Source organism: Geobacter anodireducens, from assembly GCA_001628815.1.
Lineage (GTDB): Bacteria > Desulfobacterota > Desulfuromonadia > Geobacterales > Geobacteraceae > Geobacter > Geobacter anodireducens.
Genome location: CP014963.1, coordinates 1,051,655 through 1,067,773, shown reverse-complemented (window position 1 = coordinate 1,067,773; position 16,119 = coordinate 1,051,655). Strand labels below are relative to the sequence as shown.

Here is a 16,119-nt window from a genome sequence, read left to right as displayed (position 1 = left end):
TGTATAATACAACTCGTTAGGTAATGCAAATTTACAATTAACATGCCAACCCGTCCCTCCGGCACGTGGCAGCGGTCAGCGTTCGAGACGCACGGCCGCCACGAGCTCTTCCAGTTCGAGCCCGCTCCCGACCAGGACACCCAGGCTGCCGTCATCTTCGCGGCGATAGAGGTCGAAGAGGGGGCGGCGTTGTCCGTCCTCTCCCTTGACGCTCTTGGCGGTGACGATCCCCACCCGGGCAAGCTGGGGCTGGGAGCAGGAGTTGGGGCAGCCGGATATGGACCACCGGAGCGCCGCGGCGTCGTCGTTCATGGCGCCGATGACGGCCCGGGCCACGTCCCTGGTCGGCGCGAGCCCCATGGCGCATTCGTGGCTGCCGGGGCAGATGCGGAAGGCTACCCGCTGTTCGGGGCGGTCCGCAGCGAACCCGGCGGCGGCCATGGCGTCGAGGGCGTCCTGACGGCGCGCGGCCTCGGGCAGGAGGAAGCGCACGTTCTGATCGCCGGTGAGCACCATGAAGCCGCCGGCAACGTCACGGGCCACGGCGGCCAAGGACCGCAGGCCGCCCGTTGTCAGTTCGCCGGCAAAGACCGGTGCCTCCACGCAGACGTTGCCGGCGGCGACGGACGGGAACAGCTCGCCGCTGAAGAAGTCGGCCAGGGGCAGGGGCTGGTCTCCCCGGCGCTCCGCCACCAGGGCGAGGAATTCCTCGCGGCCCAGGTCGCGGACCAGATGCTTGAGACGCTTTCCCTTGGGCGCACGCTCCTTGTAGACCCGGACAATGGCCTCCACCAGGGGGATGATCCGATCCTCGGCCACCGCCTCCTCCACCAGGAATGCCGGCAAGGGTTCCCGGCCGAGGCCGCCGGCCGCCCAGACGTCGTAGCGCGGAGCATCGGCCTCGTTCTCCCGGTGCACGAGCGACAGATCCTGGATCAGGTGGCGCCCTTCGTTGTCGCCGGTGAACACGCCGATCTTGAATTTTTTAGGCAGTGCCTCGAAATGTGGATTGCGGGTAAAGTGCAGATGGAGCTTGTGGGCCAGCGACTGGACCAGGGGCCAGGCCGCGGCGGTGACCGAGCCGCAGACCACCCCGCGTACCGCCCCGCCGCAGGCGCCGCGGGTGGTGAGGCCCACGGCGGCAAGGCCGCGCCAGACCGATGGGAGGTGATCCTCGGTGAGGCCGTGCAGCTCGATGCTTCCCCTGGTGGTAAGATGGAGCAGGCCGCCGGCGAACCGGTCCGCGATGCCGGCCACCGCCTCGGCCTGCTCCGCTGAAAGAATGCCCGCCGGCACCTTTATCCGGAGCATGAAGGTTCCGGGGTGCCGCTGGGCATACACGCCGTCAATTCTGAGCTGTTGCGGATCGAATCGCATTGTTTACCTCTTTGGTAAATAATTTTACCAAAGGGTACCACACAAATGTCGTACTTAAAACAATAAAATATTTCCGGCAATACACCGTACTATTCTCGATCATCTTTGTCGTACTTTTTTCGACCCTTTCCCTGCCCCTCGTCTCGTCGCTCACGGGCCGGACGCTGGAGTTCGGGCTCGCGGGCCTGTTCCGGGCGGGGCGCGGGACGCTCCGAGATTTCCCGTCCCTGGCTGCCGGCACTGCCGGGGGACGCCGGCATTACCTGCGGTGCCTGCTTCCCAGGGGCGGGGGCCTGCTTTTTCCTCTCCGGCACCTGCTTCATCGTGTCGGGGGCAGGCGTCTTCACCTGGGGCGACCGTTGCTGGACGCGGGGCTGGCGCGCCGCGTCATCCGGGCGTGGCCGGGGGGACGGCTCCTTACCGGGAACGGCGCGCGGGGGCGGGGACGCGTTGCGTCCCTTCCCTTCTGGTAACCGTTCGCGACCGGTGGGGAGCCCGGCACCTTTTCCGCCCTGCCGATTGCCGGACAGTGCCGGCGCCGTCTCCTGGCGGCGCGGCGTTTCGCGGTGCTTCACCCGCATTTCGCCGGCCTGGCGGCCGGGGCCGAAGACCGATCCCGCATCGCCGGGAACCGGGCGGCGGTCGCGCCGTACCTCCTCCGGCTTCAGCTTCCTGATGCGCTCCGGCGGCTGCCGTTCGGGGGCTATCCGCTTGTCGATGGGGCGCCGGGTTTCCCGGGCGGGCCTGATGGCCGGGGGACCCACCTCGACCCTGGCGGAGATGAACGGGTTCTCCCGCGCAATCGAACGCCCTCTCCTCCCCGTGATGAAGGTGTCCCGGTCGATGATGGTGACGGCGTTGCGGACGTGGATGTGGCGGTATGTGCGGACCACTACCGGATTCACCGCCACGTTCGTGATATCGACGCTGAAGGGGCCGTAAAAGCCGATGCCGTAGTAGACCTCGCCCGGCGCCAGCGGGACCCAGGCCACGGTGTCCGAGCTGTACACCCACCCCACGTACCCCGGCCCCCAGTAGGCGGCGCCGCGGGAGGGAGGCACCCAGCACCAGCCGACCCGGGACACGAATACCCACCGCCCGTAGTGGTAGGGCGCCCACCCCCAGGGCTCATAGGATATCCAGACGTAGGAGCCGCGCACCCACGTCCACCGCCCCAGCCGATAGGGGGCCCAATCCACGACGGCTGAGACCCGGGGCGACCAGACGTAGCCGTACTCCCCCGCGTAGAGCCACCGGCCGTTGGCGTCCAGGTCGGCCGCGTAGTCGTCCAGCTCGTCGGGCACGTAGCGGAGGCTTTCGGCCGCATCGGCCAGCACCCGGTCCCGCTTCCGGTTCCAGGTTTCCCACTCGTCGGGCGAGCCGATCGGGGCGATCTCCGCCTGCTCGTCGACCGTCAGCCGCAGCTCGCTGCCGGCGGAGACGCGCGTCGTGCCCTGGCGGGTCTCCACCACGGCATAGCCCTTGATCACGGCCACGACCGCGGCGCCTCCGCTCGTGGCGTCAACCATGACGATGGAGTTGTCGTAGATGCCGGTCGAGGCGTAGGGGGTGTCGACCCGGATGCGGTCGACCCCGCCCTTGCGATTGGTGAGATAGGCCCGTCCTTCGGCCAGGCTGAGCTGGAACGATTCCCGGCCCAGGTCGACGATGTCGAGGGCGGTCCGGGCATCGACCCGCACCTGGACTCCTCCCCGCACCTGGATCTCCGCCCGGCTCCCCTCCGGCGACCAGAGCCGGTCTCCTTCGGCCAGCGGCGTGTTGACCGCCGCCGCTACCCACTCATTGGTGTCCTCGGTGAGCATCTGCACGTCTCCCGCCACCAGCGAAAGCCGGGCCGTGCCCAACTGGGCCGCGGCGGCAGCCGACGCGGCCCAGAGGATCACAACGGCGCACAACGCTGCTGCGCGACTCGCGATTCCCATGATCAACCTCCCCTCCGGCGTCCCGCGCGGGACACCGGGCTGTTTCACAATTGTAGCGGCGGATGAACGGGCCGCAACGCACCCTCCATCCGTCTGGCAAAGACCGCTCCTTTTCGCTATACTGTCGGACAATTCGCGTCCCGGAGGTCCCATGGCCCGCCCCCCCCTCGACCAGGTCCGCACCATCGGCATCATCTCCCACATTGACGCCGGCAAGACCACGGTGTCCGAACGCATCCTCTTCTACACCGGCGAAACCCACAAGATGGGCGAAGTCCACGACGGCGACGCGGTCATGGACTGGATGCCCCAGGAGCAGGAGCGGGGGATCACCATCACCTCCACCGCCACCGTCTGCACCTGGCGCAACCACCGACTCAACCTGGTGGACACGCCGGGGCACATCGATTTCACCATCGAAGTGGAGCGGAGCCTCAGGGCCCTCGACGGCGCAGTGGCCATATTCAGCGCCGTGGAGGGGGTCCAGCCCCAGAGCGAATCGGTCTGGCGCCAGGCCGACCGCTACCGGGTCCCCCGCATCTGCTTCATCAACAAGATGGACCGGGTCGCGCCGACCTGCGGGGCACCCTGCGCCAGATGGAGGAGAAGCTCAAGGCCCGGCCGGTGCTCCTCCAACTCCCCGTGGGCGAGGAAACCGGCTTCCGCGGGGTGATCGACCTCCTTGCCGCGGAGCTGGTTGCCTTTGCCGAGGGGGACCAGGGGCGGACCGTCAGCCGGGGTCCCGTGCCGGCGGACCTGCTGGACGCGGCGCGCGAGGCCCGGGATGCCGTTGCCGAGGCGGCCGCCGATTTCGACGACGCCATCCTCGCCGATCTCCTGGAGGACAAGGATATCTCCGCCGACCGGCTGCGGGGCGCGCTCAGGCGCGGGGTCCTGGCCTGCCGCATCTTCCCGGTGCTCCTGGGCTCGGCCCTCCGGAACAAGGGGATCCAGCCGCTGCTGGATGCCGTGGTCGACTTTCTCCCCTCTCCCCTTGACGTCCCCCCTGCCAAAGGCCAACGCCCCGGCAGCGAAACCGTTGACGAACTCCCCTGCGACCCGCGCGGCCCCTTCTGCGCCCTGGCCTTCAAGGTACAGTCGGAAGAGGGGCGCAAGCTCACCTACCTCCGGGTCTATTCGGGCACCATCAAGGCGGGCGGCGCGGTCTGGAACAGCTCCCGGGGGTGCTTCGAGAAGCTCGCCCGGCTCTTCCGGATGCATGCCCACAAGCGGGAACAGATCGAGGAGGCGGCCGCCGGCGACATCGTGGCGGCGGCAGGGCTCAAGGAGGTGCTGACCGGCGACACCCTCTGCGACCCGGCCCACCGGATCGTGCTGGAGGGACTGGCCGTGCCGGAGCCGGTGGTGTCGCTGGCGGTGGAGGCCCGCGGGGTGGACGACCGGGACAAGCTCCTGCCGGCCCTGGAGAAGCTCCAGTGGGAAGACCCCACCTTCCGGGTCCACGAGGACGAGGAAACGGGCCAGACCATTCTCACCGGCATGGGTGAGCTCCACCTGGAAGTGGTTGTGGACCGGTTGCAGAGGGAATTCGGCGTGGGGGTGAAGACCGGGCGGCCCCAGGTGGTCTATCGGGAAACCATCACCCGGCCGGTGGAGCGGCGGGAGGTCTTCCGGGCCGAGCACGAGGGGAAGGTCCAGGGGGGAGAGGTCCTGCTGCAGCTTTCGCCCCTGCCGCGGGGGGCCGGGGTGCGGGTGAGCGTGCCGGACGCCGCGGAACCGGGCATCGGCAAGGAGTTGCGGGACGCGGCAGCCGACAGCATCGGCCGGGCCTGCTCTGCCGGGTCCCGCACCGGCTATCCCCTCACTGATCTGGAGGTGCGGGTGGCGGCGGTTCCGGTGGAGCCGGGAGTGACCACCGAGGCGGGAGTGCGTGCGGCGGCAGGCAGGGGGCTCATGCTGGCGGCCCGGGACGCGGGGCTCACGCTCCTGGAGCCGGTCATGAACCTGGAGATCGTCATCCCGGCCGACTATGCCGGCAAGGTCCTCGGTTCGGTCCAGCAGAAGCGGGGACGGATCGAGGGGATCAGCAGCCAGGGCGACACGGAAACCATCCGGGCCCTGGTCCCCCTGGCGGAACTGTTCGGCTACATGACCGAACTGCGCAGCGCCACCAAGGGGCGCGGCACCTATACCATGGAATTCTCCCACCACGACCGGGCACCGGCCGAGGTGCTGCGGCGCTTCGGCCTGGAGGCGTGAACCGGACGGCTACTTCTTTTCCTTTGTGCGCAGCACCGTCCGCAGCCCCTTGGCCATGCGGCGCTCCCCCTTTTTGCGCTCCCGCCGCCCCTCGGCATCGGCCAGGGTAGCCATGGTTTCTTCTTCCAGCCGAAGCTTAAGATAGCTGCCGTAGCGGCCCGGATCCAGCCCGCCGCCGGCCAGGGCGGTGCGGACGGCGCAACCGGGCTCGTGCCGGTGGGAACAGTCGTGGAAACGGCAGCCGGCAGCCAGCTTCGCGATCTCGGGAAACGCCGCGTCGATCCCCTCGTCCACCTGCCAGAGGCCGAACTCCCGCATCCCCGGCGTGTCGATGACGATCCCCCCGCCCGGCAGGAGGATGAGCTGGCGATGGGTGGTGGTATGGCGCCCCTTGGCGTCCCGCTCGCGCACGGCTCCGGTGGCCATGACCGGATCCCCTGCCAGGCGGTTGACCAGGCTCGACTTGCCCACGCCGGACGGCCCGATGAAGCAGGCGGTCACGCCGGGGGCGAGAAGGGCCCCGACTTCGTCGACCCCGGCGCCGTCCAGGGAGCTGACGGTCATGACCCGGATGCCGGGAGCGACCGTTGCGGCCTCCTCCGCCGGTGCGGCCGGATCGCCGGACAGATCGCTCTTGGTGAGCAGCACCACCGGTTCGGCGCCGCTCTCGCGGGCCGCGGCCAGGAACCGCTCGAGCCGGCGGAGGTTGAGGGCGCCGTCCAGTCCGGCCACGATGAAGACGATGTCCACGTTGGCGGCCACCGGCTGGACCTCGGCCGCACGGCCCGACTCGCGGCGGGCCAGGATGGTGCGGCGGGGCAGAACGGCCCGCACCAGGACGGTGCTGTCGCCGGCAACGGGCTCCACGATCACCCAGTCGCCCACCACCGGCCGTTCGAGCCGGTCGCCGGCCGTCTCCCGCATGGCCCGCCCGGTAAGGATGGCCGCCACCTCGCCGTCTGCCGTGCGCACCCGGTATTCGCCGCGCTGCTCGGCAACGACCCGCCCCGGCCGGCCGCGTCGGAGGACGCCCCGGCATGGGCGGCGAACCAGTCATCCCATCCCATTTTTTCAAGCAGTTCCATCTGGCTCCCTCGTGGGTGGCTTCATGCGCGGACATTCCGTTGAGGGTCCTGCGTCTACTGTGTCACATTTTCTCTGAACGTCCCGCAAGGGGGCCGGGGGCTCTCCCGGAGAAAAAAGTCCCGCAAAACAGCAGGATGCCGGTGCGACAGGAAATCGGCTCCATGGCTGGCAAGGCGAATCGGGGGACAAGGGCGTCGCTTGGAGTTTTTTCGGAGGGAGAGGTCCAGGCCGGTGTTCCCTGACCTCTCCCGGGGCGAAGCGGTGGGGCTGCCGGCTGCCGCTGCGGGCGGCCGGAAAGGGGCAGACGGGGCCCCGTCACTCCCCCAGGTAGGTGTACCCCAGGAGCGTCCGGTCCAGCAGTTCCAGGAAATGGCTGCTCTCCTCGATGGTAACCTTGCGCAGGGCCACGTCCTTCTCCAGGGTGTCGCGGACGTGCTTCAGGATCTCCGGCCCCTTGTACTGGACGTACTTGAGGCTCTCCCAGGTGGCGTCGCCATGGATGACCGTGTCGATCTTGTAGCCGGTCTTCTTGTTGAAGGTGACGTGCACGGCATTGGTGTCGCCGAACAGGTTGTGCATGTCCCCCAGGATCTCCTGATAGGCGCCGATCAGGAAAAAGCCCACGAAATAGGCCTCATCCTTGCGCATCTTGTGGAGCGGCAGAAACTTGGTCCGGCCGTTCTCTCCCACGAAGCTGGTGATCTCCCCGTCCGAATCGCAGGTGATGTCGGCGATGGTGGCCATCACGTCGGGCTTCTGGTTGAGCCGCTGGATCGGCACGATGGGGAAGAGCTGGTCAATGGCCCAGGAGTCGGGAATCGACTGGAACAGCGAGAAGTTGGCGAAATGGGTCTGCCGCAGGCTCAGTTGGAAATTCTGGAGCTCCTCGGGGATCGGCTTGATCTTTTCCACGATGCTGTTGATCTTGCGCAGGATCTTGCCGTGGAGCCACTCGGCCATGGCCCGCTCGTTGAGGGTCAGGTAGCCCAGGTTGAAGAGGCTCACCGCCTCCTGGATGAGCTGGACCGTGTCATGGTAGTCCTCCCGCAGCGAGTAGCGGTCGATGCTCTTGTAGATGTCCACCAGCTTCTTGACCGTGGGAGCCAGTTTCTCCGCCCCCTTGAGGGTTTCCTCGAAGTCGGGCATGGCATTGGACGTGTTGGTGTTGAGGAGGTTGGTCACGAGCACCGAGTAGTGGGCCGCCGTGGCCCGCCCCGATTCGGAGATGATGTTGGGGCATTCGACGCCGGCATCTTCGCAGATGTTCTTGATCTGGTAGATGACGTCGTTGGCGTACTCCTCGATGGAGTAGTTGACGCTGGAGAAGTAGCTGGACTTGGACCCGTCGTAGTCGACCCCCAGGCCGCCGCCGATGTCCACGTACCGGATGCCGACCCCCAGCTTGCGCATCTCGGCATAGATGCGGGTCCCCTCGATCAGGGCGCTCTTGATCTTGTCGATCTTGGTGATCTGGCTGCCGATGTGGAAGTGGAGGAGATTCACCCGGTCCAGGAGGTCGTTCTGCTCCAAAAGCCCGATGGCGGCGATGATCTCGGACATCCGGAGGCCGAACTTGGCGTCCTCCCCGCCGGAGGTGGCCCACTTGCCGGTCCCCTTGGAGGAGAGCTTCACCCGGATGCCCAGCTTGGGCTTGATGCCGGTCTTTTTCGACAGGGCAATGATCTTCTCCAGCTCGAACATCTTCTCCACCACGATGGTGATGTCGTAGCCGATCTTGGTGGCGTAGAGGACCGTCTCGATATACTCGGTGTCCTTGTAGCCGTTGCAGATGATGGGGATGCCGTTGCCGGTGGCAAAGGAGATGCCGATCACCAGCTCCGGCTTGGAGCCCACCTCAAGGCCGATGTTGTAGCGCTTGCCGAACTTGGCGATGGCCTCCACCACCTGGCGCTGCTGGTTCACCTTGATGGGGTAGAAGGTCTGGTAGGTGGCCGGGTAGTCGTTCTCGTCGATGGCGTTCTTGAACACCCGGTTGATGGATGCGATCCGCCCCTGGAGCACGTCCATGAACCGGAGCAGGATAGGGGGCTTGATCTTGCGCTTGATCAGATCGTCCACCAGGCACGTAGGTCGATGGAATGCTTGGACGTGGGTGACGGGTGCACGCAGACGTTCCCCTTCTTGTTGATGGAGAAGAGGTCGGCGCCCCAGTTGGGGAGGTTGTAGATCTTCGCAGATTCGTTAATCGACCAACGTTCCATATGCTCTCCTGGCGACGCCATATTCGCGCACTAACGCCGCTGTTAGGTAATCGTTTTCAGTTTACGGTTTTCCCAAGGGGCGAGAGATTTCGGCCAGATCGGTGCCGGCCCGCAGAAACCGTGCCGAGGCGTAGCAGCGCTACGTTGAGGCAGGGTTTCGAGGACGCGGCGTCGAGATGGTCGGAAGATATCGCCCCTCCTTAAGACAATCTGCTCTTGAAATCCTCGTATCCGAACGTCCTCACCACCCGCAACTCCCCGGTCTCCGGCTCGAAGGTGCAGATGGCCGGATGCTGGATGCCGTTGAACGTGGTGGTCTTCACCATGGTGTAGTGGGACATGTCCTCGAAAGAGAGCCGGTCGCCCGGCTTCAGGGGCTTCTCAAAGGACCAGTCGCCGATGACGTCCCCGGCCAGGCACGACGGCCCGCCGAGGCGGTAGGTGTGGGCCTTCTCGCCGGGGTCGAAGCCGCCGGTAATGCCGGGACGATACGGCATCTCCAGCACGTCGGGCATGTGGCAGGTGGCGGAGACGTCGAGGATGGCGATGTCCATCTCGTTGTGCACCACGTCCAGCACCTCCCCCACCAAGATGCCGGTGCCGATGGCAATGGCCTCCCCCGGCTCCAGGTAGACCTCCACGCCGTACTTTCCCTTGAAGTACGTGATGAGCTCCACCAGGCGTCGATGTCGTACCCCTCACGGGTGATGTGGTGGCCGCCCCCCAGATTCAGCCACTTCATGCCGTGGAGAAACGGGCCGAACTTTTCCTCGAATACCGTGGCGGTCCGCGCCAGGGGCTCGAAGAGCTGCTCGCAGAGGGTATGGAAGTGGAGCCCCTCCACCCCCTGGAGGGATCTGCCGTCGAACTCCCGCCGGGGAATGCCGAGCCGCGACGCGGGCGCGCACGGATCGTAGATGGGGGTATGCCCCTCGGAATGCTCCGGGTTCACCCGCAGCCCCACCGAGACCCGTCCCCGCTCCTTCTCCCACAGGGGCCGGAACCGCTCCAACTGGTTGAAGGAGTTGAAAACCAGGTGGTTGGAGGTGGCAAGCAGCTCCACCACGTCGCTCTCCTTGAAGGCGGCCGCGAAGCTGTGGACCTCCCGGCCGAACTCCTCGCGCCCCAGCCGGGCCTCCCACGGCGAACTGGCGCAGACCCCGTGGAGCGTCTCCCGGATGATCGGAAAGACGCTCCACATGGCGAAGGCCTCCACGGCCCCGCGTGCACCTGGTCCAGGATGGCCAGGTTGTGGCGCAGCCGCCCCAGGTCCACCACGTAGGCGGGAGACGGGGCAAGCTTCAGGATTTTTTCGATGTCGATACCAGTCAAAGTCAAGAACCTTATTTACCGCGGACGGCGCCGCAGAGAGACAGTGATCAAACGTCTTAACCGCCGGAGCGCAAGATTTCGGCCGGATCCTCGCACCCGCAGGGATGCCGGCGGAGGCGTAGCAGCGCTACGCCGCACAACGGGCATTCCGAGAACGGCGGGGAGATGGTCGGAAGAGTGCGCTCCTCCTACAGCTCCGGCCATTCGCCGCCGTCCACCACCACCGTCGGCAGCCCCATGGGCCCAAGCTCCGCCAGGAACGGCTCGGGATCGAACTGCTCCATGTTCCAGACGCCCGGGGCGTGCCATTTACCGGTCAGCATCATGATCCCGCCCACCACCGCCGGTACGCCGGTGGTGTAGCTGATGGCCTGGGAGCCGACCTCTTTGTAGCAGGCCTCGTGGTCGCAGATGTTGTAGATGTAGACCTGTTTCCGCTTGCCGTCCTTGAGGCCGCGGGCGATGACGCCGATGCAGGTCTTCCCCTTGGTGAGGGGGCCGAGGGAACCGGGGTCAGGGAGGAGCGCCTTCAGGAACTGGATCGGCACGATCTTCTGCCCCTGGAACTCCACCTCGTCGATGCGCGTCATGCCCACGTTCTGGAGCACCTCCAGGTGCTTCAGGTAGTTGTCGGAGAAGGTCATCCAGAACTGGGCCTTCTTGATGGTCGGGATATGCTTGACAATGGACTCCATCTCCTCGTGATAGAGGCGATAGATGTTCATGGGGCCGATACCCTCGGGAAAGTCGAAAACCCGCTTGGTGGAGAGGGGGGGCGTCTCGACGAACTCGCCGTTCTCCCAGTGGCGGCACGGGGCGGTCACCTCGCGGATGTTGATCTCGGGGTTGAAGTTGGTGGCAAAGGGCTGGCCGTGGCTCCCGGCGTTGGCATCGATGATGTCGATCTCCTGCACCTCGTCCAGGTACTTCTTGGCGGCCAGGGCGGTGTAGACGTTGGTCACGCCGGGGTCGAAGCCGGAACCGAGCAGCGCCATGATCCCCGCGCTCTTGAAGCGGTCCTGGTAGGCCCACTGCCAGGAGTACTCGAACTTGGCGGTGTCCAGGGGCTCGTAGTTGGCGGTGTCGAGATAGTCGACCCCGGTCTCCAGGCAGGCGTCCATGATGGTCAGGTCCTGGTACGGCAGGGCCACGTTGATGACGAGCTTCGGCTGCTCTTTCCTGATGAGCGCCACCAACTCGGGGACATTGTCCGCGTCCACTTGGGCAGTGGCGATGCTGTTGTTCAACTGGGCGGCGATGGCGTCGCACTTGGCCTTGGTCCGGGAGGCCAGGGTGATCCCGCTGAAGATGTCCCTGCGCTGGGCGCACTTGTGGGCAACGACCTGGCCGACGCCGCCGGCTCCGATTATCAGTACCTTGCTCATGATTCCTCCTGGGCGCCGCCATATTCGCGCGCTAACGACGTCTGCTCGTCGACGTAGCGCTGCTACGCCTGCGGGCCCCTCTCCTCTCATCCGCCGTTATCATCACGAATCTGACGCCGCTTGAACTAATGATATGGGCTGAAATCCGTGTAACAATTCTTGAGAACGCGATATTTCGGAAAGAGCGCGTTCGTTAATAATCAAAGGTCGGCGGGGTCACGACCCAGAGTATCTTCGCCGGCCCCTTGCCGATGTTCTTCACCGTATGCCGCTTGTCCGAGGTGAAGTAGAAGCACTCGTCCTTTTTCACCGTGTAGATCTTGTCGTCCAGCCGGAGCTGGATCCGGCCCAGAAGGACGAAGCCGAACTCCTCCCCCTCGTGGAAGTTCTGCTCGTCCATCTCCTCGCCCGGGGCCAGGGTCACCAGGGCCGGGTCCATCTCCCGGTTCTGGGCGCCGGGGACGAGGAGTTCCACCGTCACGGCCGCATCGTCGGCCGAGGTCTGAACCCGGGCATCCTTGCCGTAGACCACGTCCTCGCCGATGGGGTCGCTGAAGAACTCCTGCATGCTGACGCCGAAGACGTCGAGGATGTCCTTCAGGGTGGCGATGGACGGGGAGGTGGCGTCGTTCTCAAGCTGGGAGATGTATCCCTTGGTCAGGTCGGCCCGATTGGCCAGTTCCTCCTGGGTGAGGGAGTTGATCATCCTGAGCCGCTTCAACCGCTCGCCGATCTTCACGTGGTTTCTCCTGGTTCAGAAATACTAAACTCTTTGTTTACACACGCTGTTTAGCATTTCTAAACTTTCTGTCAAGCAGCCGGTTTAGCATTTCTAAACTTTTCGTTTAAACCAATCGACACGAGGGGAGGTATATAATACAAAGAAAACAGGGTGTCAACGATTTTTTGACCCGGCCAAACATATTCAGAACCCCGCACCATTCCGTCACGTTCGGCCGATCACCGGCTTGACATTTTTCAACGTATGCCGTAGGAGAAAGTATACTATTTTCGAGGAGGAACGAAGATGCTGAAGGGAAGCACTCTCGGCTTCATCGGCGGCGGGAACATGGCTGAGGCGATCATCAAAGGGCTGCTGGCCGGCGGGGTCGCGGCGGCGGACGTGATGGTGGCTGAACCGGTGGCCGCGCGGCGGGAATACCTGCACGGCACCTACGGCATCGACGTCTGCGCCGACAACGGCCGGGTGGTTGCCGCTGCCGGCGCCCTGGTCATGGCCGTGAAGCCCCAGGTGTTCCGGGGCATGGCTGCGGCCCTGGGGCCGGCAGGGCTCGACGGCAAGCTGCTCATCTCCATCATGGCGGGGATCACCACCGCGGACATGGAAGAGGTCTGCGGCAGCGCGGCCCGGGTGATCCGGGTGATGCCGAACACCCCGGCCCTGGTGCTGGAAGGGGCATCCGCCCTCTGCCGCGGCAGGAATGCCACTGATGACGATCTGTTCTTTGCCGCGGGAATCTTCGACCTGGTGGGGACCACCTGCGTGGTGGAGGAAAAGCTCATGGACGCCGTCACCGGCGTCTCCGGCTGCGGCCCGGCCTACGTCTTCCTCTTCATGGAGGCCCTGTCCGACGCGGGCGTGAAAAACGGCCTGCCCCGGGACGTGGCCACCCGGCTGGCGGCCCAGACGGTGCTGGGAGCCGCGAGGCTCCTTCTGGAGACCGGCGATCACCCGGGCATCCTCAAGGAAAAGGTCACCTCCCCCGGCGGCAGCACCATCGCCGGCATCGCCTCCCTGGAGCGGGATGCCTTCCGCGGCGCGGTCATGGCCGCCGTGGACGCCGCAACCGCCCGCTCGGCGGAGCTGGGGAAAAAATAACGCTTCTTCGCCGCAGAGGAGAACTCTCAACGTGCAACGGCGGCTGCCACGAATCCCGTATCGATCAGGGCGGAGACGGCGGAAATCCGGTGCTACTCTGTGTCCTCTGTGGCCGCAGCCTTTCGGTTCACCTTCTCAAAGAGCTCGATCTGCTCCGCCAGGGAGAGCTTTTTGCCCTTTGCGCACCCCCGCAGGCAGAGGGAACAGCGGTCATCACCGCACCACTGGCAGAACCGGCAGTCGGGGCAGGGATGCTTTTTCGGCGGATCAGTAGACGACATTTCTCTTGGGGCCGCTCCCGGCCAGGATCTGGGCGAAGACCTTCCCCTGGTCGGCGTTGATCATGAGATAACGGGGCAGCTTCATGACGCTCTCGGCCGGGGTCACGTGGCGGCGGTCGATGGTGAAGGTGGCCCGGTACCCCAGCACCCCGGCCCGGCGGATCAGGTCGTCGTCATAGATGCCGAAGGGCCAGGCGAGCATGTCCACCGTCACCCCCAGCTCCTTCTCGATCTTTTCCCTCGATTTTTTCAACTGCGACTCCACCAGCCGGTCGAACTCCGCCGGGGGGAGCTTCTTCCGCTCCTTCTTGAAGTTGGGATGCCAGTAGGTATGGGACTGGAAATCGAAGAGCCCCGTTTTTTTCAGCTCCCGGAGCTGGTCCCAGGTCATGGCATACTTCGCGTTCGAGACGGCCGAGGGGTAGATGAAGACCGTCACCGGCACCCGGTACTTCTTCACCAGCGGCAGCATGTCGGTGTAGACCGACTTGTGGGCGTCGTCCTCCACGATCACCACCGACTTGGGGGGCGGCGCCGGTCCCTTTTTCAGATAGAAGTCCACCACCTGCCGCAGGGGGATCACCCGGTAGCCGTTGTCCCTCAGGTACTTCAGGTGCTCCTCGAAGACCGGGGTCTTGATGGTCATGCCGTCGGCAACGGTGGGGCCGAAGCGGTGGTAGAGGAGGATGGGGACCGAGAAATCCGCGGCCGAAACCGGCCGGGGCACGGCCCGGGCGGTGGACGGGAAGGACGCCAGGAACATAACCGCGACAATCAGGCGGAACAGCATGGGCGCTACAACCTCCACAAAGGGAATGACTACGGGAATTGCGGCCCAAAGGCCGCCACGGGGATAGTGACGGGAGAGCTGGTCAGGGGCGGTACACCCGCTCGCCGAACAGGGCCGTTCCGATGCGGACCAGCGTGGCTCCCTCCTCCACGGCGGCTTCGTAGTCGCCGGACATCCCCATGGAGAGTTCCGCCATGGACACGCCGGGGATATTCTCGGCAGCCACTGCGTCGGCCAGGCGCCTGAGCTCCCGGAAGTAGGGACGGGCCTCCTCGGGGTCGTCGAAGAAGGGAGGCATGGTCATGAGACCCCGGACCCGCACGTGGGGCAGGGTCGCCATGGCCGCCACCAGGTCCGTGAGTTCGGCCGCGGAGGTGCCGCTCTTGGTCTCCTCGCCGGCTATGTTCACCTGCACGAGGATGTCGCAGACCGCGTCGAGCTTTGCCCACTGGCGGTCGATCTCCTCGGCCAGGGACAGGCGGTCAACCGAGTGGATGCAGGTCACGAGCCCGGCCAGATACTTGACCTTGTTGGACTGGAGATGGCCGATGAAATGCCACTCCACCGGCTCGCGCACCTCACGGGCCTTGGCCGTGAATTCCTGCACGTAGTTCTCGCCGAAGAGCCGCTGCCCTGCCCGGGCCGCTTCCTCAACCGCCTCGGCCGGCATGGTCTTGGAGACCGCCACGAGGCGCACCGGCGCCGGATCACGCCCGGCCCGCCGGGCCGCGTCCGCGATCTTTGCCAGGATATGGGTCAGATTGTCGGCGATTGCCATGGCCGGAACTCACAGGGCGCCGATGCGGCGCAGATCCTCCACCACTTCGCAGAGCGGCAGGCCAACCACATTGGTATAGGAGCCGTCGATCCGCTCAACCATATAGGCAGCGCCCCCCTGGATGGCATAGGCTCCGGCCTTGTCCATGGGGCAGCCGGTGGCCACGTAGGCGCTGATTTCCTCGTCCCGCAAGGGCTTGAACACGACCCTGGTCACCACCGCCTTGCAGAGCAGACCGTCGCGCTCCCGGTCGTAAACGGCATAGCCGGTGATCACCTCGTGGGAAACGCCGGACAGTTTCCTGAGCATCCGCACGGCATCGGCCTCATCCACGGGCTTGCCCATGATCTCGCCGGCGCAGACCACGATGGTGTCGGCACCCACGAACCAGCGCCCCTCGGTCCGGGCCGCCGTGGCCACGGCCTTGTCCCGGGCCAGGCGCACGGCGAAATCCGCCGGGGCCTCGCCGGGGATGGGCTCCTCGGGGATATCGCTCGCGAAGACGTCGAACTCCACCCCGGCCGATGCCAGCAGCTCCAGCCGACGGGGCGAGGCGGACGCCAGGACGATCCTACCCTTTTCCATCCTTTTCTCCCTCGTTCCGCGCCTTGATCCGTTCCTCGTGGCGGCGTTTCTCGATCTCCAGCTCCTCCCAGTGCTTCTTCCAGTCCTTTTTCCTGACAAAGGAAAGGACCACGGCCCCCACCAGGATCACCACGCCCCAGAAGATGTTCATGACCTGGGACCGCGCAATGCCGTAGCCCAGGGAGACGATCCCCATGAGGATCAGGAGCGCCTCCAGGGAGAGGAGCCTGCCGATGAGGGATATTTCCTGTTTTTCCTTGTCGTCCATAGATACCCCGTA

At 65.5% G+C, this 16,119-nt stretch carries 10 protein-coding genes and 4 pseudogenes; 2 read left to right on the top strand and 12 right to left on the bottom strand.

What is annotated here, in order from left to right:
- Positions 1 to 75: 75 nt before the first annotated feature.
- Both A2G06_04975 and A2G06_04970 read right to left on the bottom strand, forming a co-directional pair.
- A complete protein-coding gene (locus A2G06_04975) occupies positions 76 to 1,377 on the bottom strand; it encodes a nitrite reductase (GenBank protein ANA39809.1) in 1,302 nt (433 codons plus the stop codon).
- Positions 1,378 to 1,466: 89 nt separating this feature from the next.
- Entirely contained in the window at positions 1,467 to 3,320 is a 1,854-nt protein-coding gene (locus A2G06_04970; GenBank protein ANA41595.1) for an iron dicitrate transport regulator FecR, read from the bottom strand.
- 151 nt (positions 3,321 to 3,471) lie between these two features.
- Here A2G06_04970 and fusA point away from each other — a divergent pair.
- A pseudogene (fusA, locus tag A2G06_04965) lies at positions 3,472 to 5,540 on the top strand (elongation factor G).
- 9 nt (positions 5,541 to 5,549) lie between these two features.
- Here fusA and A2G06_04960 read toward each other — a convergent pair.
- The 5 genes and pseudogenes from A2G06_04960 to A2G06_04940 all read right to left on the bottom strand — a co-directional run bounded on the left by A2G06_04960 (position 5,550) and on the right by A2G06_04940 (position 12,304).
- Positions 5,550 to 6,625, bottom strand: a pseudogene (locus tag A2G06_04960) (ribosome small subunit-dependent GTPase A).
- Between the two features lie 316 nt (positions 6,626 to 6,941).
- Positions 6,942 to 8,848 (bottom strand): annotated as a pseudogene (locus tag A2G06_04955) (arginine decarboxylase).
- Between the two features lie 200 nt (positions 8,849 to 9,048).
- Positions 9,049 to 10,180 (bottom strand): annotated as a pseudogene (locus A2G06_04950) (carboxynorspermidine decarboxylase).
- Between the two features lie 188 nt (positions 10,181 to 10,368).
- Positions 10,369 to 11,565, bottom strand: a complete 1,197-nt coding sequence (locus tag A2G06_04945; GenBank protein ANA39808.1) for a saccharopine dehydrogenase — start codon at positions 11,563 to 11,565, stop codon at positions 10,369 to 10,371.
- 193 nt (positions 11,566 to 11,758) lie between these two features.
- Positions 11,759 to 12,304, bottom strand: a complete 546-nt coding sequence (locus tag A2G06_04940; GenBank protein ID ANA39807.1) for a Cro/Cl family transcriptional regulator — start codon at positions 12,302 to 12,304, stop codon at positions 11,759 to 11,761.
- Between the two features lie 288 nt (positions 12,305 to 12,592).
- On the opposite strand from A2G06_04940, the gene A2G06_04935 reads away from it, so the two are divergent.
- Positions 12,593 to 13,405: a pyrroline-5-carboxylate reductase gene (locus A2G06_04935; protein ANA39806.1), complete on the top strand. Its 813-nt coding sequence runs from the start codon at positions 12,593 to 12,595 to the stop codon at positions 13,403 to 13,405.
- A 92-nt stretch (positions 13,406 to 13,497) separates the two neighbouring features.
- On the opposite strand, the gene A2G06_04930 is transcribed toward A2G06_04935, so the two are convergent.
- The 5 genes from A2G06_04930 to A2G06_04910 form a co-directional block, all read right to left on the bottom strand.
- Entirely contained in the window at positions 13,498 to 13,686 is a 189-nt protein-coding gene (locus tag A2G06_04930) for a hypothetical protein (protein ANA39805.1), read from the bottom strand.
- Positions 13,673 to 14,476, bottom strand: a complete 804-nt coding sequence (locus tag A2G06_04925) for a polysaccharide deacetylase (GenBank protein ID ANA39804.1) — start codon at positions 14,474 to 14,476, stop codon at positions 13,673 to 13,675. The genes A2G06_04930 and A2G06_04925 overlap by 14 nt, the downstream gene beginning before the upstream one ends.
- An 82-nt stretch (positions 14,477 to 14,558) precedes the next feature.
- Positions 14,559 to 15,254, bottom strand: a complete 696-nt coding sequence (locus tag A2G06_04920) for a YggS family pyridoxal phosphate enzyme (protein ANA39803.1) — start codon at positions 15,252 to 15,254, stop codon at positions 14,559 to 14,561.
- Positions 15,255 to 15,263: 9 nt separating this feature from the next.
- On the bottom strand, positions 15,264 to 15,839 hold the full coding sequence (locus A2G06_04915; GenBank protein ANA39802.1) for a septum formation protein Maf: 576 nt from the start codon (positions 15,837 to 15,839) through the stop codon (positions 15,264 to 15,266).
- Positions 15,826 to 16,107 carry a hypothetical protein gene (locus A2G06_04910; protein ANA39801.1) on the bottom strand — a complete coding sequence of 94 codons (282 nt, stop codon included), beginning with the start codon at positions 16,105 to 16,107 and terminating at the stop codon, positions 15,826 to 15,828. The genes A2G06_04915 and A2G06_04910 overlap by 14 nt, the downstream gene beginning before the upstream one ends.
- Positions 16,108 to 16,119 lie beyond the last annotated feature (12 nt).